The organism is Methylobacterium komagatae (assembly GCF_042661665.1).
Taxonomy (GTDB): Bacteria; Pseudomonadota; Alphaproteobacteria; order Rhizobiales; family Beijerinckiaceae; genus Methylobacterium; species Methylobacterium komagatae.
Map to the genome: position 1 here is coordinate 1278507 of NZ_JBHSWN010000001.1, position 19913 is coordinate 1298419.

The 19913-nt window shown below is 68.5% G+C and carries 14 protein-coding genes, 1 tRNA gene and 4 pseudogenes; 13 read left to right on the forward strand and 6 right to left on the reverse strand.

The window, feature by feature from the left end; all coding sequences use genetic code 11:
* Window positions 1-41: 41 nt before the first annotated feature.
* The 4 genes and pseudogenes from ACFQE0_RS06185 (at window position 42) to ACFQE0_RS06200 (ending at window position 4013) form a co-directional block, all read left to right on the forward strand.
* A pseudogene (locus ACFQE0_RS06185) lies at window positions 42-1429 on the forward strand (deoxyribodipyrimidine photo-lyase).
* Window positions 1430-1583: 154 nt separating this feature from the next.
* Window positions 1584-2863, forward strand: a pseudogene (locus ACFQE0_RS06190) (chloride channel protein).
* Between the two features lie 110 nt (window positions 2864-2973).
* Window positions 2974-3153 (forward strand): DUF1328 domain-containing protein, encoded by a 180-nt coding sequence (locus tag ACFQE0_RS06195; RefSeq protein WP_378968067.1) that lies wholly within the window; start codon window positions 2974-2976, stop codon window positions 3151-3153.
* Window positions 3154-3158: 5 nt separating this feature from the next.
* A complete protein-coding gene (locus ACFQE0_RS06200) occupies window positions 3159-4013 on the forward strand; it encodes an SDR family oxidoreductase (protein ID WP_378968069.1) in 855 nt (284 codons plus the stop codon).
* Between the two features lie 65 nt (window positions 4014-4078).
* Here the strand turns inward: ACFQE0_RS06200 and ACFQE0_RS06205 are convergent, their stop codons facing one another.
* On the reverse strand, window positions 4079-5038 hold the full coding sequence (locus ACFQE0_RS06205) for a cation diffusion facilitator family transporter (RefSeq protein ID WP_378968071.1): 960 nt from the start codon (window positions 5036-5038) through the stop codon (window positions 4079-4081).
* Window positions 5039-5161: 123 nt separating this feature from the next.
* On the opposite strand from ACFQE0_RS06205, the gene ACFQE0_RS06210 reads away from it, so the two are divergent.
* Entirely contained in the window at window positions 5162-5593 is a 432-nt protein-coding gene (locus ACFQE0_RS06210; RefSeq protein WP_378968073.1) for an HIT family protein, read from the forward strand.
* 30 nt (window positions 5594-5623) lie between these two features.
* Here ACFQE0_RS06210 and ACFQE0_RS06215 read toward each other — a convergent pair whose 3' ends face one another.
* The 3 genes from ACFQE0_RS06215 to ACFQE0_RS06225 all read right to left on the reverse strand — a co-directional run bounded on the left by ACFQE0_RS06215 (window position 5624) and on the right by ACFQE0_RS06225 (window position 8516).
* Window positions 5624-6016 (reverse strand): PilZ domain-containing protein, encoded by a 393-nt coding sequence (locus ACFQE0_RS06215; RefSeq protein WP_378975317.1) that lies wholly within the window; start codon window positions 6014-6016, stop codon window positions 5624-5626.
* Between the two features lie 80 nt (window positions 6017-6096).
* On the reverse strand, window positions 6097-6327 hold the full coding sequence (locus ACFQE0_RS06220) for a hypothetical protein (RefSeq protein ID WP_378968075.1): 231 nt from the start codon (window positions 6325-6327) through the stop codon (window positions 6097-6099).
* A gap of 104 nt (window positions 6328-6431) precedes the next feature.
* Window positions 6432-8516, reverse strand: coding sequence for an NAD(+) synthase (locus ACFQE0_RS06225; RefSeq protein ID WP_378968077.1), 2085 nt, complete (start codon window positions 8514-8516; stop codon window positions 6432-6434).
* Between the two features lie 244 nt (window positions 8517-8760).
* On the opposite strand from ACFQE0_RS06225, the gene ACFQE0_RS06230 reads away from it, so the two are divergent.
* The 5 genes and pseudogenes from ACFQE0_RS06230 to ACFQE0_RS06250 all read left to right on the forward strand — a co-directional run bounded on the left by ACFQE0_RS06230 (window position 8761) and on the right by ACFQE0_RS06250 (window position 15139).
* Complete coding sequence (locus ACFQE0_RS06230; RefSeq protein ID WP_378975319.1) at window positions 8761-11973, forward strand: DNA translocase FtsK; 3213 nt, start codon at window positions 8761-8763, stop codon at window positions 11971-11973.
* Between the two features lie 180 nt (window positions 11974-12153).
* A pseudogene (locus tag ACFQE0_RS06235) lies at window positions 12154-13073 on the forward strand (outer-membrane lipoprotein carrier protein LolA).
* A 12-nt stretch (window positions 13074-13085) separates the two neighbouring features.
* Window positions 13086-13895, forward strand: coding sequence for an exodeoxyribonuclease III (gene xth, locus ACFQE0_RS06240; protein WP_378968079.1), 810 nt, complete (start codon window positions 13086-13088; stop codon window positions 13893-13895).
* A 221-nt stretch (window positions 13896-14116) separates the two neighbouring features.
* Window positions 14117-14994, forward strand: a pseudogene (locus ACFQE0_RS06245) (SDR family oxidoreductase).
* Window positions 14995-15062: 68 nt separating this feature from the next.
* A tRNA-His gene (locus tag ACFQE0_RS06250) sits at window positions 15063-15139 on the forward strand.
* 83 nt (window positions 15140-15222) lie between these two features.
* Here ACFQE0_RS06250 and ACFQE0_RS06255 read toward each other — a convergent pair.
* Entirely contained in the window at window positions 15223-16338 is a 1116-nt protein-coding gene (locus tag ACFQE0_RS06255; protein WP_378968081.1) for an NAD-dependent epimerase/dehydratase family protein, read from the reverse strand.
* A gap of 98 nt (window positions 16339-16436) precedes the next feature.
* The gene (locus ACFQE0_RS06260) at window positions 16437-18032 is read right to left on the reverse strand and encodes a GMC oxidoreductase (protein WP_378968083.1); all 1596 of its coding nucleotides are present in this window, start codon (window positions 18030-18032) and stop codon (window positions 16437-16439) included.
* Window positions 18033-18420: 388 nt separating this feature from the next.
* On the opposite strand from ACFQE0_RS06260, the gene hpt reads away from it, so the two are divergent.
* The 3 genes from hpt (at window position 18421) to ACFQE0_RS06275 (ending at window position 19909) form a co-directional block, all read left to right on the forward strand.
* Complete coding sequence (hpt, locus tag ACFQE0_RS06265) at window positions 18421-18990, forward strand: hypoxanthine phosphoribosyltransferase (protein ID WP_378968085.1); 570 nt, start codon at window positions 18421-18423, stop codon at window positions 18988-18990.
* A gap of 139 nt (window positions 18991-19129) precedes the next feature.
* A complete protein-coding gene (locus ACFQE0_RS06270) occupies window positions 19130-19495 on the forward strand; it encodes a response regulator (protein WP_243928550.1) in 366 nt (121 codons plus the stop codon).
* A 75-nt stretch (window positions 19496-19570) separates the two neighbouring features.
* The gene (locus tag ACFQE0_RS06275; RefSeq protein WP_378968087.1) at window positions 19571-19909 is read left to right on the forward strand and encodes a hypothetical protein; all 339 of its coding nucleotides are present in this window, start codon (window positions 19571-19573) and stop codon (window positions 19907-19909) included.
* Window positions 19910-19913: the final 4 nt, after the last annotated feature.

Here is a 19913-nt window from a genome sequence, read left to right on the forward strand (position 1 = left end):
CCGCCCTAGCTCGGCCGGGTGCGGAAGGCAGCGGAGGCGGCGTGGCGATACAGGGCGAGCGGGTCCGGGTGCTCAACGACGTGGAGCCGCATGAAAGCGGGCGATACGTCCTGTACCTGATGCAGCAGGCCAACCGCGCCCGCTTCAACCCCGCGCTGGAACTCGCCATCGAGGAGGCGAATCACCTGAAACTGCCCATCGTGGCTTGTTTCGGCCTGCTCGACGGCAAGAGCGGCTTCCCCGAAGCCAATGCGCGCCACTACGCCTTCCTGCTCCAAGGTCTCGCGGAGGCCAAGGCGGGATTGGAGAAGCGCGGCATCGCCTTCGTGATGCGAAAGGCCTCTCCGGCCAAGGTCGCCATCGACCTGTCGGACGAGGCGGCGCTGGTGGTGCTCGACCGGGGTTACCTCGCGATTCAGAGGGCGTGGTACGCCGAGATCACCCGTCACGTTCGCCGCCGCATCGTGCAGGTCGAGGGCGACGTCGTGGTGCCGGTCGAGACCGCCTCGAACAAGCACGAATTCGCCGCGCGCACGCTCCGCCCGAAGCTCAACCGGCTGTGGGACCCATTCATCGAGGAGGTGAAGGCCCGCACCGTGCAGCACAAGGCCGAAGGTCTGAAGCTCAAGAGCGAGATCGACGTCTCGGACCCCGAAAAAGTATTGGCGGGCATGAGCCTCGACCGGGAGGTCGGGCCGGTCAAACGCTTCGTGGGCGGCGAGGGCGAGGCGCGCAAGCGCCTGCGCTCCTTCCTCAAGAACGGGTTCGAAGGCTACGGCGCCGGGCGCAACAAGCCCGAGGCCTCGGCGGCCTCGCATATGAGCCCCTACCTGCATTTCGGGCAGATCTCGCCCGTCGAGATCGCGCTGGCGATCCGCGAGAACGAGGCGGGCGATGCCGACGACCGGGGCGCCTATCTGGAGGAGCTGATCGTCCGGCGCGAACTCGCGATGAACCACGTGTTCTACACGAAGGGCTACGACGACTACGACAAGGCCGTGCCCGATTGGGCGCGCAAGACCCTGGCCGACCATGCCGAGGACGAACGCCCGCACGCCTATTCGGAGGCGGACCTAGCGGCGGGCAAGACCCACGACCTGTACTGGAACGCGGCCATGCGCGAGATGCGCGAGACCGGCTACATGCACAATCGCTGCGGATGTACTGGGGCAAGAAGATCCTCGAATGGTCCCCCTCCCCGAAGGAAGGCTTCGCCCGCACCCTGCGGCTCAACAACCGCTACTTCCTCGATGGCCGGGACGCGAATTCCTTCACCAACGTCGCCTGGGTCTACGGCCTGCACGACCGCCCCTGGCAGAAGCGCAAGGTGTTCGGCACCGTGCGCTACCAAAGCGAGAACTCGCTGAAGAAGTTCGACGCCAAGGCTTATGTGAAGGCTGTCGAGAAGCTCTGCGCGGCGGAAGGGTAGAACCTCTCGCCCTCGCGCCCGCACCCGGCTAAGCCTGATTCCGGAACGGGACCGAAGGACGGCGATGTCGGGGCAGGACGGGTTGCAGACGGACGAGCCGCGCAGGGCACGCTCCCGCACCGGTCGTTCCATCGCCCGGCTGCGCTCGGCCTCCATGGACGCCTATCCCCTCTGGCGTTCGCGGATGCTGTTCCTCGTGGGCGGTATCTGCGTCGGCCTCGCGGCGGTGGTCATGGCCAAGGGGGCCGACCTCGCGCAGGAGGGCTTCAAGGCGCTCACCGCCCCCTCCCCGTTCATCGCCCTCGTCCTGACGCCCGCGGGCTTCGCGCTCGCGGCGTTGCTCGCCCGGACGGTGTTTCCGAACTCGCAAGGCTCGGGCATCCCGCAGGTCATCGCCGCGCGGCACGCCCGCGATGATCGCTTCCGGCAGGGCCTCATCTCCCTCCGGGTCGGGTTCGGCAAGGTGGTGGTGCTGTTCCTCGGCCTGCTCTGCGGCGCCTCGGCGGGCCGGGAGGGGCCGACCGTGCAGGTCGGCGCGGTGATCATGGCCGCCTTCGGCCGCCTGACGCCGGACCGGCTGCCCGGCCTGCTGCTCGCGGGTGGAGCTGCGGGCGTGGCGGCCGCCTTCAACACGCCGCTCGCCGGCATCGTGTTCGGCATCGAGGGCTCGGGCGGGCCTACGAGGCGCGCTCCTCGGGGTTGATCGTGGCCGGGATCGTGGCGGCGGGCCTGACCTCCGTCTGGCTCATGGGCAATTACACCTATTTCGGGACGACGCCCGCCGCGATGCCCCTGTCGGCGGGGTGGATCGTGCCGGTCATCGCCGTGATCGGTGGTCTGGCGGGCGGCGTGTTCAGTCGCCTCGTGATCCTGTTCGCCCGCGGCGTGCCGGGGCAGGTGGGACGGCTGATTGCCGCCCGGCCGATCCTGTTCGCGGCAGCCTGCGGGCTCGCGGTGGCCCTGTGCGGCCTCGCCACCCACGGGGCGGCCCATGGCACGGGCTACGAGGAGGCCCGCGCCATCCTCCACGGCGACGCCCCCGCAAGCTTCGCCTACGCGCCGCTGAAGTTCCTCGCCACGGTACTGAGTTCGGTGAGCGGCATTCCCGGCGGGCTGTTCGCCCCCTCCCTCGCTGTCGGCGCGGGGCTCGGGGGCATGATGCACGCGCTGGTGCCGGACGTGCCGGTGGGCGCCATCGTCCTCGTCGGCATGGTGGCCTATCTGACGGGCGTGCTGCAGGCGCCGATCACCAGCTTCGTCATCGTCACCGAGATGACCCAGAACCACGCCCTGATGATCCCGCTGATGGTGGCGGCCCTGATATCGGACGCGGCCTCGAAGGCGGTCTGCCGCTCGGGCCTCTACCACACGCTCGCGGAGATCATGCTGGAACGCGCCGACGTGGCGGCCGCGCCCGTCGCGCGCACCGCCTGAGAAGAAAAGCTCCACCGGAGGCTTCGGGACGGAACGGTCGCGCTTGCCGCCGGTTGTGACGGCGATCGTACGTCGCCTGGCCACCGCGCTGGGCCAGCGGAGGACGGCTGATGACGCTTCTGAAATGGGCTCTGATCTGCTTCGTGATCTCACTGATCGCAGGCGGCCTAGGCTTCACCGGTATTGCAGCGGGCGCGGGTTCGCTGGCGCGCATCCTGTTCGGCCTGTTCCTGATCGTGGCGATCGTCATCGTCGTGATCGCCCTCGCCGTCGGGCAGGTGGTGTTCTGACGCCCATGCGCGGGCGGGTCTGCCTCGTTACCGGGGCAACGGGCGGGATCGGCTACGAGACCGCACTGGGCCTCGCGCGTCTCGGCGCCCGGGTCGGGCTCGTCGGGCGCGACGCGGACAAGCTCGCCCGCAGCGCGGAGCAGATCCGCGCGGCGGCGCCCGAGGCGCAGATCGATACTTACCGCGCTGATCTGTCGTCCCAGGCCGAGATCCGGCGCCTGGCGGCGGAGGTCCGTGCCGCCTATCCGCATCTGCATGTCCTCGTGAACAATGCGGGCGCCATCTTCGACCGGCGCGAGACCACCGTCGACGGGATCGAGCGCACCTGGGCGCTGGACCACCTCGGCTATGTCCTCCTGACCCTCGAACTCCTCGACACGATGGCGGTGACGGCCGGATCCGGCGGCAAGCCCCGGATCGTCAACGTCGCCTCGGCGGCCCATTACCGGGGCCACATCGATTTCGCGGACCTAAGTGGGGTGAAGTCCTTCGGCCCGATGCGGGCCTATTCCCAGGCCAAGCTCGGCAACGTGCTCTTCACCTATGCCCTCGCACGGCGGGTGTCCGGGCGGGGCATCACCGTGAACTGCCTGCATCCCGGCGTGGTGCAGACGGGCTTCGCCACGAACACGGGCGGCCTGTTCGGCACGGCCTGGAGCCTGATCCGCCCCTTCCTCATCAGCCCTGAGAAGGGGGCCCGCACCTCGCTCCATGTCGCGACGGCGCCCGAACTCGACGGCGTGACGGGCCGCTACTTCTCCCATGGCAAGCCGAAGACCTCATCCTCGGAGAGCCGCGACGAGGCGGTGCAGGAGCGCCTCTGGCGCGTGAGCCTCGATCAGGTCGGCCGGGACGCCTGAGGCGATCCGGCTTCCGCTACGCAGTGACGCCAAGGTCGGCCGAGCGGAAGCAACAGGAAGACGCCTCAGGCCGCCACCTTCCGCGCCCCGTCCCCCTTGGACTGGATCTCGATGAACACCCGCTTCACGTCCTGTGCGCGGGCCTTGAGCGCCTTGTCGAGGCGCGAGACCGTCTCTTCCACGGCGCCCGCGCTGAGGTCGTCGGCCATGTCGAGGCTGAGGTTCACGAGGATGTCGCGCGGACCGAGATGCTGCGTCAGCACCTCGTTCACATGCATCACCCCCGGCTCGTCGCGCACGATCTCCTCGATCGCCTTGACCAATTCGGGGTCGGCGGCCTCGCCGATAAGGAGGCCGTGGGTCTCCACCATCAGGAAGATCGCCATGCCGACGAGGACGAGGCCGATGCCGATGGAGGCCGCGCCGTCGAGGGCCGGCATTTCGAGCGAATGGGACAGCAGTACGCCCGCAAAGGCGATGACGAGCCCGATCAGGGCCGCCGTGTCCTCTGCCAGAACCGTGAACAGGCTCGGATCCTTGCTGCGCCGGATGGCGTGGAGCGCCGTGCGCTGGCCCTTCTCGGCCCAGAACTCACGCATCGCGACCGAGAAGGAATACCCCTCCGCGAGGATGGCAAAGCCGAGGATGCCGAGATTTACCCACAGGCCGGGGATCGTGTAGCCGAACAGGTGCGCGTCCTTGTCCGGCTCCGGGTGCCAGACGCGCTCGTACCCCTCGTAGATGGCGAAGAGGCCGCCGCCGAGGAAGATCATCAGCGCGACGACGAAGGCATAGAAGTAAATCTCGCGCCCGTAGCCGAAGGGATGGCGCGCATCGGCCGGTTTCTCGGACCGCTTGATGCCGACGAGAAGGAGGATCTGGTTGAGCGTGTCCACCACAGAGTGGACGCCCTCGGCGATCATCGCCGTCGAACCGGTGAAGAAGCCGCCCACGAACTTCGCCGCCGCGATGGCGAGGTTCGCCCCGGCCGCAGCGTAGATCGCCCCCGTACTCTCGTGTGCCACCGCGCGCGTCCTCCCGCGCCCGCCCGGCGCGGCAGAAGAAGAAGCGTAGCCTGCTCCCGGTTCCCACCCGGTGGACGCGAGCGCCCGCGCCGTGCATCGTGCCCGCTCCTGTGGGGAGGCAGCATGGCGGACACGGCCTACGATCCGAACAACGTCTTCGGTAAGATCCTGCGGGGGGAGATGCCCGCGCACAAGGTCTACGAGGACGAGCACGTCCTCGCCTTCATGGATGTGATGCCCCAGGGTGAGGGCCACACCCTCGTCATCCCGAAGGCTCCGTCACGCGGGCTGCTCGATGCCGAGCCGGAGACGCTGGCCACGCTGATGCGCGGCGTCCAGACCGTCGCCCGCGGCGTGAAGGCGGCCTTCGCGGCCGACGGGCTCACGATCTTCCAGTTCAACGAGGCGGCGGGCGGACAGACGGTGTTCCACCTGCACGTTCACGTCATCCCCCGGAAGGACGGCGTGCCGCTCAAGCGCCACGAGGGCGGCATGGCCGATCCGGCCGTGCTGGCCGCCCATGCCGAGCGCATCCGCGCGGCTCTGGCGAGCTGAGCGTTCGCGCGGGAGATGCGGTGCGGTCCGTCAGACGGCGGACGCCTGCACTTTCATCATCTGCGTCAGGGTGGTGCGCAGCGCGGCGTTCTCCGCCTCCAACTCGCCGACCCGGCGCAGCAGCGCGGTCATGGTCAGGTCCGGGGCGGTCTCGGCGGGCTGCTGCTCCGCCCCATGGTCGAAGGTGACGCCGATGCCGTCCTCCCGGCGCCAGCGCAGCTGCGCCCGGTAGGTGCGTTCCTTCTGCGGAATATAAAGGTCGAACTTCTCCGGCAGCGTCGCGGTCTCGCTGAGCAACAGCCGCGCGCCCGTGGTCGACATGTCCCGCACCAGGCAGTCGATGCTCGACGAGCCGTTGTTGAAGTGAATGCGTCCCTTCAACAAAACCCGGAGGCGAGGTTGCCTACGCTGTTCCATGGACATGCGGCGAATTCCGATAAGCGTACCGGACTCAATGATGCCCAAGGCGAGTTAAGGAATATTCGCCGCGATGCGTGACTCGCTTACGCGATGAAGCGACGATCGACCGTCTGGAACAGGTAGAAACCGTTGAAGCGCACGGCGGTATCGGCGGCGCGTCCATCGAAATCGAGCGGCGTGCGGCAGCCGTCCTCGAGCTTACCGGTGAAGGTCCATCGCCCGGAGCCGATGAAGGCCGGAACCGTGCTCGATTCGGGCACGGCGCAGCACATGCCCTCGACCTCGCTCAGACGGAAGAGGTTGTAATTCCGCATCGGAAACCCTCCGCTTGCCCGCCTCCGGACGCCGCTCTCCGCTGCAATGCGAAGAATCAGCTTGACCGTTGTCATAATGGCACAATGAGCCGGGTTTGTGACGCTCAGGTTTCAGGGATGTTACGCTCCCATTCTTCCAGCCAGATCCGGGCCGAACCGTCGGAGGGCGCGCGCCAGTCGCCCCTGGGCGACAGGGCTCCGCCCGCGGCCACCTTCGGCCCGTTCGGGATGGCCGACCGCTTGAACTGGCTGAAGGCGAAGAACCGCTTCAGGAACACGCCGAGCCAGAGCCGGATCTCCGGCAGGCCATAGGCGATGCGCTTCTCGGCGGGGAAATCCGGCGGCCATTGCCCGCGCTCCGCATCGCCCCAGGCATGCAGGGCGAGGAAGGCGATCTTCGAGGGCCGGAACCCGTAGCGCAGGGTGTAGAACAGGGTGAAATCCTGCAGGGCGTAGGGGCCGATGGCGGCCTCCGTGCTCTGGGGCGCTTCGTCCGCTTCGGCGGGGACGAGTTCGGGCGAGATCTCCGTGTCGAGGACGGCACGCAGCACCCGCCCCTCCTCGACGCTGAAGGCATCCGTCGAGATGACCCAGCGGATCAGGTGCTGGATCAGGGTCTTGGGCACGCCCGCGTTGACCGCGTAGTGGCTCATCTGGTCGCCGACGCCGTAGGTGCACCAGCCGAGCGCCAGCTCCGACAGATCGCCTGTGCCGATCACGAGGCCCCCCGCCTTGTTGGCGAGGCGGAACAGGTAATCGGTGCGCAGGCCCGCCTGCACGTTCTCGAAGGTGATGTCGTAGACCTTCTCGCCCGCCGCGTAGGGGTGGCCCATATCGGCGAGCATCCGCTCGGCGGCGGGGCGGATGTCGATCTCGGCCGCCGTCGTGCCGAGCCCCTTCATCAGCGCGTGGGCGTTGGACTTGGTGCCCGTCGAGGTGGCGAAGCCCGGCATCGTGTAGGCGAGGATGTCCGAGCGCGGATAGCCCAGCCGATCGAACGCCTTGGCGGCGACGATGAGGGCATGGGTCGAATCGAGGCCGCCCGAGATGCCGATGACGACCTTCCTGGTGCCGGTCGCCTCCAGGCGCTGAGCGAGGCCCGCGACCTGGATGTTGTAGGCCTCGTAGCAATCCTGCGCGAGGCGGGCGGCGTCGCTCGGCACGAAGGGGAAGCGCTCCACCGCGCGCATCAGGCCGAGATCCCCGGCCGGGGGATCGACCCGGAACGGCACCCGGCGCCAGGGCCCGGCGGCGCGGCCCCGCGCATCGTCATCGAAGCTGCCCGCCTGAAGGCGCTCCTGGGCGATGCGATCGAGGTCGATATCGGCGAGCGTCGCCACGGGGCCCCAAGCGAAGCGCTCGCCCTCCGCGAGCCGTGACCCGCATTCATCGATGCTGGTCTGTCCGTCCCAGGCGAGGTCGGTGGTCGACTCGCCGTGGCCCGCGGCGGCGTAGAGATAAGCGCAGGCCCCGCGCATGGAGGCCGAGCGGGTGAGGAGCGCCCGCGATTCCGCCCGGCCGATGGTGATCGGGCTGCCGGAGGGGTTGGCCAGCACGGTGGCCCCCGCCAGCGCGGCCTCCATGCCCGGCGTCTGCGGCACCCACAGGTCCTCGCAGATCTCGATGCCGACGACGAGGCTGGGCACGTCCTCCCCCTCGAACAGAAGGTCGGTCCCGAAGGGAATCGTGTGACCCGCGACCCTGATCGTCTCGCCCGCGATTCCGGCACCGGAGGCGAAATGGCGCTTCTCGTAGAACTCGCGGTAGTTCGGCAGGAAAGTCTTGGGCACCGCGCCCAGCAGCCGCCCGCCCTGGATGGCGAGGGCGCAATTATAGACCCGGTGGCGCCAGCGCAGGGGCGCCCCGACGATCAGCAGCGGCCGCACTGCGCCCGAGCGCGCGGCGAGATCCCCGGCGGCGGCTTCCACCGCGTCGAGCAGGGTCTGCTGCAACAGCAGATCCTCGATGGCGTAGGCCGAGAGGGCGAGTTCGGGGAACAAAGCCACCGCCGCCCCGGCTTCGTGGCAGGTCTCGGCCAGGGCGAGGATCGCCGCTGCATTGCGCGCCGGGTCCCCCGGATGGCTCCGGCCGGTGCAGGCGGCGACACGGGCGAAGCCGTGGCGGTAGAGCGACCGGAAGCCGCCTTTCACATCGTCTGGGTTCGACACGTCACCGGCCCACGCTCGCATACCCCGCATCCTTAATATGGTGCGGCGCGAGGCTCCAGCGAACGCCCGCCGCGAAAGCCCCCGTTAACGCTGACGCTTCTAACTCTACCAAGCCGCCGACGGCCGGCGACTCCATGTATCCAGCGTCTATCGGATAACCATGCGCGCATCGGGACGACCCCCGCATTCCCACCGTGACCCTGCCCGCCCGGTGCGGGGCGGTGACCGTTCCGGGCTGTCGCTCGGCGCCCTGGCTCACCGCCTCATGGCGTTGCGCGCAACCCTCACCCGCCGCCTCGCGGGCAGCGCTGCCGGTCCCTCGCGGGTCGGCTACGGCACGGCCGGCCGCCGCGCCGAGCCGAGCTGGCTGACGCCCCCGACGGTCATGGTCGGCCGCGAAGGCTATGAGCGCGCCCCGCGCCCCTTCGGCGCGGGCCAGGATTGGGCCGACGAGGCGTTCTCCACCCCGCAAGTCTGGCCCTCCGAGGTCTTCGACGACCGGGCGGTCCAGGGCACCCCGCCGCGCGCCGAGAGCCGCATCGACCGGCAGGCCTCGACCCCCGGCGTGCTGGTGCGCCAGCCCCGCCGCCCGGACGCGATCGCTCCGGAAGAGCCCGTTATCGCCCCCGTTCCGGCCGCGCCGCAGGCCTCGTCCGTCCGCTATGTCCGTACGCCGGATGCCGTGTTGCAGGAGCGCCGCCAGCGCGCCCTCGAGGCCGAGCGCGTCGCCCTGGAGCGCGCCCGCGCCGAAGCGCAGGCCGCGTTGCAGGCCGTCGAGGCCGAGCGCCGCGCCCGTGAGGACGCCGAGCGTGAGGAGGCGCTCCGCGAGGAGGCCGTTCAGAATCAGGCCGTGAGCGAGGAGGAGGTCCGCGTCGCGGGTGGCCTGCCGCGCTGGCAGCAGCCCTTCGTCGCCAATCCCGGCGTCCGCTATTTCCGCACCCCGGACCGCCGCCCGCCCGCGCCCGTGGAGGCCGAGCCCGCTCCGGCTGCGGTGCCTGCGCCGGTCGCCGTTCCCGAGACGCGCGACTGGTCCGACCTGTCCGACTGGTCCCAGTCCCAGCCGTGGTTCGGCGGGGACGATTGGTCCTCCGTCGATGCGTGGTCCTCTGTCGATACGTGGGCCTCCCTCGACGCTCGTGAGCCCGAGATCGAGGCGCTTGCGCCGCCGGTTCAGGAGCCCGAGCCCGTCCTGTCCCTGCCGGTGGACGTCTCGCTGCTGCGCGCCCCGTCGGCGGCCCCCGTCTACGGGCTCGACCGCCTCGTGCGCTTCGACCAGCCGCCGCGCCCCGCCGACGCGCAGGACAATGCCCGCGAGCCGGAGCCGCAGCTTGCCGCCCCTGCGCCGGTGTCCGCTCCGTTGCCCGGACTCTCCCTCGTCTTCGGGCCGCACAGCCCGGTTCAGGCGGCGCCTGCCCCCCGCAAGCCGTCGATGCCCTGCGCCATGGCTGCCCGCGCGGCGATCCGCACCGCCTCGACCCCGGTCGCTCCTGTCGCTCCCGTTGCGGTGACCCCCGCTCCGGTTGCTGCTGTCCCCGCCCCTGCTCCTGCCTTCGTGCCCGCCCCTGTCGAGGCCCGGGTTCAGGAGGAGCGCGTGGTGATCCCGCTCGCCGCCCGTCCGGTGCTGCTGCGCGGTCGCGCCGCCCCGGCGCCTGAGCCGATGGCCGAGCCCGAGGCTGCCGCAGTGATGCCGGTCGCCGAGGCCGAAATCCACGCGGCCCCAATCCACACGGCCCCTGCCCAGGAGATCCTGCCCCCGGCCGCCGTCGTCCCGGAGCCCGCCCCGACCAACCTGCCCCTCGTGGCGGCCCGTCCGCGCATGATCGCGGCGCCGCGCCACCTCGAGATCGCGTCTTTCGACAACGCCGATTACGAGCTGCCGGCCCTCGACCTTCTGGCCCTGCCCGCGCCGGGCGCGGCGGAGGAAGTCGATGCGGACGTGCTGGAGCAGAACGCCCTGAACTTGCAGCAGACGGTGCAGGATTTCGGCGTGCGTGGCGACATCCTCGCCGTGCGGCCGGGCCCGGTCGTCACGCTCTATGAGCTGGAGCCCGCCCCCGGCACCAAGTCGAGCCGCGTCATCGCCCTGTCGGACGACATCGCCCGCTCCATGTCCGCCGTCTCGGCCCGCGTCGCCGTGGTCCCGGGCCGCAACGTCATCGGCATCGAGCTGCCGAACGAGGTGCGCGAGACCGTGTACCTGCGCGAACTCCTCGCCTCGGAGGATTTCGTAGACTCGAAGCACAAGCTGGCCCTGTGCCTCGGCAAGAATATCGGCGGCGAGCCGATCATCGCCGACCTCGCGCGCATGCCGCACCTGCTCGTCGCCGGCACCACCGGCTCGGGTAAGTCGGTGGCCATCAACACGATGATCCTGTCGCTGCTCTACCGGCTGAAGCCGGAGGAGTGCCGCCTGATCATGGTCGATCCGAAGATGCTGGAACTGTCCGTCTATGACGGCATCCCGCACCTGCTCTCCCCCGTCGTCATCGACCCCAAGAAGGCGGTCATCGCCCTCAAATGGGCCGTGCGCGAGATGGAGGAGCGCTACAAGAAGATGTCCAAGATCGCCGTTCGCAACATCGACGGCTACAACGCGCGGATGAAGGAGGCTCGTGAAAGGGGCGAGACCATCACCCGCACAGTGCAGACCGGCGTGAACCGCGAGACCGGCGAGGTCATCTACGAACAGGAGGAGATGGACCTCTCCGCCCTCCCCTACATCGTGATCGTGGTCGACGAGATGGCCGACCTGATGATGGTGGCGGGCAAGGACATCGAAGGGGCGATCCAGCGGCTCGCACAGATGGCGCGCGCGGCGGGCATCCACCTGATCATGGCGACGCAGCGTCCGTCGGTGGACGTGATCACCGGGACGATCAAGGCGAACTTCCCGACCCGGATCTCCTTCCAGGTGACGAGCAAGATCGACTCGCGCACGATCCTCGGGGAGATGGGCGCGGAGCAACTGCTCGGCCAGGGCGACATGCTGTTCATGGCCGGTGGCGGTCGCACGACCCGCGTGCACGGCCCGTTCTGCTCGGACAACGAGGTCGAAAGCGTGGTCGCCCACCTGAAGCGCCAGGGCCGCCCGAGCTACCTCGACGCGGTGACCGCCGACGACACGCCGGAGGACGCGCCCAAGGAGACGGGCCGCCGGGGCAAGGCAGCCGAGAAGGCCGAGCGCACCGAGGAGCCCGAGGAGGACGCCCCCGTCTTCGATATCAGCGCCTTCGCGGCGGCGACCGGCGGCGATTCGGACGATCTGTACAAGCAGGCGATCGAGGTGGTGCTGCGCGACCAGAAGGCCTCGACCAGCTACATCCAGCGCCGTCTCCAGATCGGCTACAACCGCGCCGCCTCGATCATGGAGCGCATGGAGATCGAGGGCATCGTCGGCCCGGCCAACCACGCCGGCAAGCGCGAGATCCTCGTGAACGGCGGTACCCACGGGGCCGGCATCACTTACGACGACGACTGAAGCCGGTCGCATCTTCGCCACAGGGCGGGGCTCTAAGAGCCCCTCACAAAACTCCCGCTGAGCTGTCGAGGCCAGAGGGAGAACTCCCGGCGAACGGGAGTTTTGTGAGGAGCTCTCAGCGGGCTCCGCCCTTTTTGTCCCGCCCGAGCCGCGCACCCGTCTGGTGCAAGGAGTCCCCGGATGATCGGCCGCCGCACCCGCAACGCCGGCACTCTGCTCGCCCTGAGCCTGTGCCTCGCGCCTCTCCGGGCGGAGGCGCAGGTGTCGTCGTTCCTGGATGGCCTGTTCGGCCGCAAGGAACAGGCGGCGCCCGAGCCGGAGACGGCGCCCGAGGCCGCTCCGGAGGCGGCCCCCAAGAAGCCCGCGCCCAAGGCCGCCGCCCGCGAGGCGAAGCCGACGGACAAGACCGGCAGCGTGAAGCCCGGCGCCCCTAAGGCGACCGAGAAACAGGCTGAGAAGCCTACCCGCGCGGCCGAGCCCAAGGTTGCGACGGTGGCGACGCCCAATTCCACCGTCGCCGAGCCCGCCGATCCGGCGACCGTGCTCGCCCAGGCCAACGCCTATTTCAACGGCATCTCGACGCTCACCGGCTCGTTCATGCAGATCGGCCCGGACGGGCGGCGCATTGGCGGCAAGCTGACGCTCGCCAAGCCCGGCCGCCTACGCTTCGACTATGACGCCCCCTCCCCCTCGAAGTGGTGGCGGACGGCACGTCGGTGGCGGTGCGCGACAAGAAGCTCGCTACCCAGGACCTCTACTTCATCGCCCAGACGCCCCTGAAATTCCTGCTGCGCGAGAAGATCGATCTCGCCCGCGACCTCTCTGTGACCGACGTGTCGAACGACCCGGCGGGCGTGCGCATCAGCCTGGAGGACCGGGCGACCTTCGGCGGCACCTCACGGATCCAGCTTCTGTTCGACGCGGACGTGAAGACCCTGTCGCAATGGCGGATCACCGACCCGCAGGGCTACGTCACCACCGTCCAGCTCTCGAACCTCCAGAAGGGCAAGCCGGTCGAGGCGAACCTGTTCTTCATCAATTACGGCCGGGCCGAGGACAAGGCGGCGCAGCAGGCGCTCCAATCCTCGCAGCGCCAGTAACCCGAAAAACCCGTGCGCCTCACCGTCACCACCTGGAACATCAACTCGGTGCGCCTGCGCATCGACTTGGTCCTGCGCTTCCTCGCCGAGCACAAGCCGGATGTGCTCTGCCTTCAGGAGACTAAGTGCCCAGACGACGCCTTCCCCCTGAAAGCGCTGCGGGGCTCGGGCTATGAGCACGTCGTGTTCGCGGGGCAGAAGGGCTATAACGGCGTCGCCATCCTCTCGCGCCTGCCGCTCCACACCCGCGACGTGATGGGTTTCTGCGGCAAGCCCGATGCCCGCCATATCTCGGCGGTGCTGGGGCCGGAGGCGGGTCAGGCGGCGGGCCTCGTGCTGCACAATTTCTACATCCCGGCCGGGGGCGACGTGCCCGACCGCGAGCTCAATCCAAAATTCGCGCACAAGATGGACTTCCTGCAGGAGCTTCGCGCCTGGGGCGGGAAGCGGCCCTCCGGCCCGGCGATCCTCGTGGGCGACCTCAACGTCGCGCCCCTCGAACACGATGTGTGGTCGCACAAACAATTGCTCGACGTGGTGAGCCACACCCCCGGCGAGACCGAGGCGTTGGAGACCCTGCGGGGCGAGGCGGGCTGGATCGACGCGGCGCGCCACCTCACGCCGGAGCCCGAGAAGATCTACACGTGGTGGAGCTATCGCTCGCCCGACTGGAACGCCGCCAACAAGGGTCGGCGCCTCGACCATGCCTGGGTCTCCCCCGATCTCGCGGGCACGGTGCGTAGCGTCGACGTGCTTCGTGACGCCCGCGGCTGGGAGCGCCCCTCCGACCATGTGCCGGTGACCCTGGCGCTGGACCTGTAGGACGGGTCTGCGCACTCCGTGCCGCAGGGCACCGGGAGAACGGAACCTCGGCGAGTCTCGCGCGCTACCCGCTCACACATCCGTGAGGCGAGGTTTACCATGCGCAAGATCCTGATGGCGTTCCTGCTGCCGAAGATCGTCGAGGTCATCCGCCGCCGCTACAGCCGGTCGCACTCCGCCCGTACCCGCTCGTTCTGAGCGCAGAGGGGACCGGCGACGCCATGACCGACGATCCACGCGAGGCCGGTCCCCGGCCGCCCTACCCGGGCGAGCAGCAACAGCCCCGGCCGGGGCTGGTGTCCAAGATGACACCCCGCCCCGATCACGGCGAGGAAAGTTACGTCGGCAAAGGATTGCTGACGGGCCATGCTGCTTTGATCACCGGCGGCGATTCCGGCATCGGCCGGGCGGTCGCTATCGCCTATGCCCGCGAGGGTGCCGACGTTGCGATTTCCTACCTCGAAGCAGAGCAATCCGACGCCGAGGAGACGAAATCCTGGGTCGAGAAGGCGGGACGGCGCTGCCTGCTCCTGCCGGGCGATATCCGTGACGAAGCCCATTGCAAGGCGCTCGTGGCGCGTACCGTGGAGGCGTTCGGGCGCCTCGACGTGCTCGTCAACAACGCCGCCGCGCAGGTGGTGAATGACGGGATCGAGGACCTCAAGGCCGACGACATCGAGGGTTCGTTCCGGGCCAACGTCTTCGCCATGTACTACCTCGCCCAGGCGGCTGTGCCGCACATGAAACCGGGCGGGGCGATCGTGAACTCCACCAGCGAACAGGCCAAGATCGCCGACCCGACGATGCTGATCTACGCCGCCACCAAGGGCGCCATCGCGAGCCTGACCATCGGCCTGTCGAACCTCCTCGCGCCGAAGGGCATCCGGGTGAATTGCGTCGCCCCCGGCCCGGTCTGGACGCCGATCCAGCCCATCGTGAAGAGCCCGGAGCAGCTGGAAAAGCTCGGCACCGACACACCGCTGGGCCGCGCCGGGCAGCCTGCCGGCTCGCCCCGGCCTACGTGCTGCTGGCCTCCCGCGAGGGCAGCTACATGTCCGGTGCCCTGGTCCCCGTCACCGGCGGTGTGCCGATGCTGTGAGAAGGGTGGCGTGAAACGGCGATACTCGCCTTGAAATACGTTCGGACCCGCGATACACCCCCGCCAGTGCCGCCGTAGCTCAGTTGGTTAGAGCACCAGATTGTGGATCTGGGGGTCCCCCGTTCGAGCCGGGGCGGTGGTACCATCGAATTTCCGGGATGGACGAAAGGGTTGGCGCGCTGCCGACCCTTTTTCGTTTTCAGCGGCGGCCGACGGCCGAGGCCCGGCCTACACGAATGTCCGCTTCAGGTAGGCCGCGGTCGGCACCATCCCCTGTTCGAACGTGTAGCGTGGCCGGTAGCCGAGCCGCGTTCGGGCGTGATCGCAGGCGATCACGTAGGTCGCCCGCAGGGAGGCCAGATGCGAGAGCGACGGGTCGTGGCGATGGCCCCGCCGCCGCTCCAAGGGCGAATCCAGCCAGGAAGTTACGATCTTCCGCACGGAGCCGGGCGCGAGCGACAGGATCGTCCGCCCGATCTTGTTCCGGAGAACGCGCCGCAGGAGCAGTCCCGGATCGGTCAATTCCCGGATGAGCTTGCTCTTGCGCCCGTTGCGCGCGGCGATCGTGGCCGAGGGCTCGTAGACGGGCCCGGCCGCTCCGACCGCCGCCGCCATTCCCTCGTAGAAGCGTCTCCACGTGACCGGCGTCTCGCCGCTGATCAGGAACCGCTCGCCCCTGGCGGGCTCACCGGCGACCGCGAGCATCAGGGCGTCGACGACATCATCGACATAGACGGCGTTGCAGAGCCCTTCGGCGTCCGAGGGAAGGACCAGCGAGCCATAGGACAGCATCATGGCAGGCTCGTCGGTCCACGTGCGGGCCCGGGGGCCGTAGACGATGGTCGGCTGGATGATGACCGCCGAGATCGACCCACGCTCCGCCGCGTCGATCACCTTGCGTTCGAGCTGGTGCTTGACCTGGCAATAGCCGGCAGGCTCCCGCGTCGGCGGCGTCTCCTCGCTCACGCGGCCGCTCGCGGGCAGATCGTAGACGACGAAGCTGCTGACATGGACGAGCTTCGTGCGCCTGTCCGCCACCGCCGCGATCAGGCTGTCGAGGGCCGTGGCGTTCCAGGCTTCGTCGTTCCAGTCATAGGCACAGTGGACCAGGGCCTCCGCTTGGCCCAGCGCCGCGCGAAGCCCTGCCGGATCATGGATGTCGAGGGCGGCGAAGGTAATCTGGCCCGACGGCGAGGCGTTTCGCTTCGCCCTCTCGACGTCGCGCACGAGGCAGACGACCTGCGCGCCGTTTTCCACCAGCCGGTCGACCAGACGGTTGCCGATGAACCCCGTCGATCCGGTGACCGCGTACGTCTTGCCCCGGTAATCGTTCTGCGAAACCATCAAGACGCCTCAGACAAAGGGAAGCTCGCCCCGTCTTGCCGCATCGGATCATGCCGCAGGACCTGGATTCCCATCCGTCCGATGCACCGATCGACACGTCATGCGGCGGCGAGTTTTCCGCGCAGGTGATGAGCCAGACGTAGGGCGAGGGCGACGATCATCAAAGTCGGGTTGGCATGGCCCGCGGTCGGGAAGGTGGAGCTTCCCGCGACGTAGAGGCCTTCGACCCCGTGGACTTGGCAGTCTGGATCGACGACGCCCGAACGCGGATCCGCCGACATCTTCGTGGTGGCGGTTGGGTGGCAGCCGTCGGTCAGGAAATCCACGTTCCCCTTCCAATCCTGAACCCAGTCGGCGAGACGCGCGTCCAGGCCGTGGACCCGACGGCACTCCTCGGCGATGTGCCGGGACAGGGCGATCTGCGACTCGACCTCGCGGGCATTGATCCGCCAATCGGTCCGGGGAACCGGCAGGCTCAGGCGGTCGAGCCGATCCGTCAGGGTCACCCGGCTGTCGGGATCGGGGACTTGCTCCGAGCCGACATACAGGCCGATCTTCTCCGGCTTCCGGCGGATCGGATCGCGGGAGACGAGCGAGGAGTGCAGCGCGCGGGCGAGGTAATCCGCGTTGCCGAGGATCGCGCCGACATCCGCCTTCCGGTCCGAGGATCGGTTGCGGACCAAGCGAACTGCGGCGCGCAAGGGATCCTCGTGCGCCATCTCCTCTTCGGGCCAGGCCGCGCAATTGAGAAGTTCGTGCCGCCGCTGATAATCCGGGCTGAGGACGAAGCCCCTCACGAACGGACGGCGGCCCGCGCCGCTCTCGTACCGGAACGGCCCGAAAAGCGACCAGAACGTCGTGGCCTGGCGGGGGTCGAAGGTCACCGCCATGGACTTGTCGCGCGGATGATCCATCAGGTAGCGGCCGACCTGATCGTGATCGTTGCCGATCCCGTTGCGCTTCTGCTTGTTGGAGTAGAGCAGGATCCGGGGGTTCTCCAATCCCCCGGCGCAGAGCACGACCGCGCGGGTCCGGATGGTGCGGCGGCGGCCTTCCGCATCGCTGACCTCAATCGATTCGATCGCGCGTTCCGATGGGGTGAGGATGATCTGCGACACGGTCGCGTGGATCAGGATGTTCAGGCCCGTGCTGTCCGCCTTCAGGACCTCATTGTAGCGAACCGGCTTCCGACCCTCTGTGCGCCCGAAATTCCACCAGATGTAGCGGACCTTGTCCTCGTTCAGGCGCGGCAGCGAGGCGATGTCCTTCCCCTCCGCCAGCTTGGCCCGGGGCGCGATTTGGCGGCCTGCTCCGAGATAGTCCGAGGCCTGCTCCAGATAGGGAGCCACCGCCTCGTGGCCGATGGGCCAGCCCGAGTGGGGCACCCAGGGGCGCTCTTCGTAATCGATATCGTCGAAGGAAATGCAGCGGTTGCCCCAGTGGGGCGCCTCCGTGGTGCCACCCAGGACGCGGCATCGGGCGTTGGTGATGGTGGTCCCGACATCCTCGACAGCGTTCAAGGCTTCGGTCTCGTCGTTCATATCGAGGCCGCCACTCTCGATCAGCAAAATGTCGAGGCCGCTGTCCTTGAGGTTCCTGGCGATAGCGTAGCCGGCGGGGCCACTTCCGACGATGCAGAGATCCGCTTTCAGGCTCGTCGTTGAGTCGATCGATCTGAGATCCTGGATGGGCATCGCCGACGAAACTCGTTCCGCATTGAGATGACGGACACAGTGGACCGCAAAACTTGAGAAATGAGCCTAAGAGCCTGCCGATGTGCGGACAATCCGCAACAAGTCGCACACATGGGAAACAACCATAACAGTTCAGCGGGCGAGCCTGTGGACGTCAACGGCGGTTTCCGCGCCGGATCGGCCTCCCCTCCCCCGCTCGCCATGGAGCGGGAAAGCGTTGACCTTGCCGCCGAAACCCTTCAAGGCTTCGCCTTAGGCAGGTCGGCATCCGTGCCCGGAGCAGGGGTCAGGCTGCATCGACCTGCGGATTCATGACCAGTATTGGCCATTGGTGACACGACGCGGCCCTCGTGCGCGCCGCCCGGCGAGAGGACGGGACAGCCCGACCATGAACAGCCCCGTCAAACCCGTCCGTACCCTCTTCGATGAGAACACCATCGCCCGGCGCAATGCCGAGCTGGCGCAGGACATCGCCGCCGCCAACCCGCAGGACCTGCTCGTGGTGGCGGTGCTGAAGGGCAGCTTCATGTTCGCCGCCGACCTTCTGCGGGCGATGCACCGGATCGGGCTCGCGCCGCAGGTCGAGTTCGTCCACCTGTCGAGCTACCGCACCGGCACCGTCTCCACCGGTCAGGTCGAGATCCTGCGCGACGTGCAGAGCGAGGTTCGCGGACGCGACGTGCTGCTCGTGGACGATATCCTCGAATCCGGCCGGACCGTGGTCTTCGCCAAGGATCTGCTGATGGCCCGCGGCGCCAAGCGGGTGCTGACGGCGGTGCTTCTGGAGAAGCCCGGCAAGCGCGCTGTGTCGATCGATGCCGAGTTCGTCGGCTTCACCTGCCCCGACGTGTTCGTAGTCGGCTACGGCATGGACGCCGCCCACGCCTACCGGCAATTGCCCTTCGTCGGTGTGGTGGACTACGGAAGTGCCGACCCGGATCTGTTCGGCGGGACCTGAGACCGCGACATTTTTACGGTTTGCTGCATTGCGAAGCAGCTTTTCCGGGCAGAGCGTCTTGACAGGACGAGGCATCCGTCTGCGTTCTAGCCGCAGGGTTACCTATTCCCTTGTCGAAGCGAGATGATTCCAGGTTATCATGGCGCGCATCCTTCTGGTGGATGACGAAGAGACGGTGCGTGGCTTCCTGAAGCGGGGGCTGGAGATCGATGGCCATGCCGTCGTGACGGCCACCGATGGCAGCGACGGGCTCGACCGGCTCAACGAGGCGGGTGGCGCCTTCGATCTGATGCTCACCGACATCCGCATGCCGTTGATGGACGGTATCGCCCTGGCGCTCGCCGCCAAGCGCGATTTCCCGGACCTCACCATCCTGCTGATGACCGGCTTCGCCGACCAGCGCGAGCGCGCCCGAGGCCTCGACGCCATCGTCACCGACGTGCTGACGAAGCCCTTCTCCCTGGCGGACCTGCGCTCGACCGTCCGCCGCGCCCTGGCCGCCTGACGTCGCGCCTTAACCATCTCCCTTAGCCTCGCCTTCACGACGGCATGACATCCTACGCGTGTATCGAGGCGGGCCGTGCTACCGATCCGGGGCCGGGCGATCTCGGCCGGACGGGGTCTGGGGATGGGCGAGCGCGACGAGGATGGGGAGTGGGAGGATGACCGCCCCCGCCGCCGACCGCGCCGCCGCAAGGGCCCCCTGAGGCGGATCTTCACCCTGGTGAAGCTCGCCCTGTTCCTCACGCCGCTGGGCCTTTTCCTGTTTGGCAGTTCCATTTTCGATTGCCGGGCGCGGCCGTCCTTCGCCGATTGGACATCGATGATCGGGGCCAGTGCCTGCGCCCGTAACGGGATGATGGGCAACGCCACCATGGCCGGGGACAACCTCGCCATCCTGCGCCGGTTCATAGACTGATCGG

Coding starts and splice junctions, on each gene's coding strand:
- ACFQE0_RS06215 (WP_378975317.1), bottom strand. CDS start 6,016: ATGTCCATGGAACAGCGTAGGCAACCTCGCCTCCGGGTTTTGTTGAAG.
- ACFQE0_RS06210 (WP_378968073.1), top strand. CDS start 5,162: ATGGCGGACACGGCCTACGATCCGAACAACGTCTTCGGTAAGATCCTG.
- hpt (WP_378968085.1), top strand. CDS start 18,421: ATGAACAGCCCCGTCAAACCCGTCCGTACCCTCTTCGATGAGAACACC.
- ACFQE0_RS06225 (WP_378968077.1), bottom strand. CDS start 8,516: ATGCGAGCGTGGGCCGGTGACGTGTCGAACCCAGACGATGTGAAAGGC.
- ACFQE0_RS06260 (WP_378968083.1), bottom strand. CDS start 18,032: ATGCCCATCCAGGATCTCAGATCGATCGACTCAACGACGAGCCTGAAA.
- ACFQE0_RS06270 (WP_243928550.1), top strand. CDS start 19,130: ATGGCGCGCATCCTTCTGGTGGATGACGAAGAGACGGTGCGTGGCTTC.
- ACFQE0_RS06230 (WP_378975319.1), top strand. CDS start 8,761: ATGGCGTTGCGCGCAACCCTCACCCGCCGCCTCGCGGGCAGCGCTGCC.
- ACFQE0_RS06195 (WP_378968067.1), top strand. CDS start 2,974: ATGACGCTTCTGAAATGGGCTCTGATCTGCTTCGTGATCTCACTGATC.
- ACFQE0_RS06200 (WP_378968069.1), top strand. CDS start 3,159: ATGCGCGGGCGGGTCTGCCTCGTTACCGGGGCAACGGGCGGGATCGGC.
- ACFQE0_RS06220 (WP_378968075.1), bottom strand. CDS start 6,327: ATGCGGAATTACAACCTCTTCCGTCTGAGCGAGGTCGAGGGCATGTGC.
- ACFQE0_RS06255 (WP_378968081.1), bottom strand. CDS start 16,338: ATGGTTTCGCAGAACGATTACCGGGGCAAGACGTACGCGGTCACCGGA.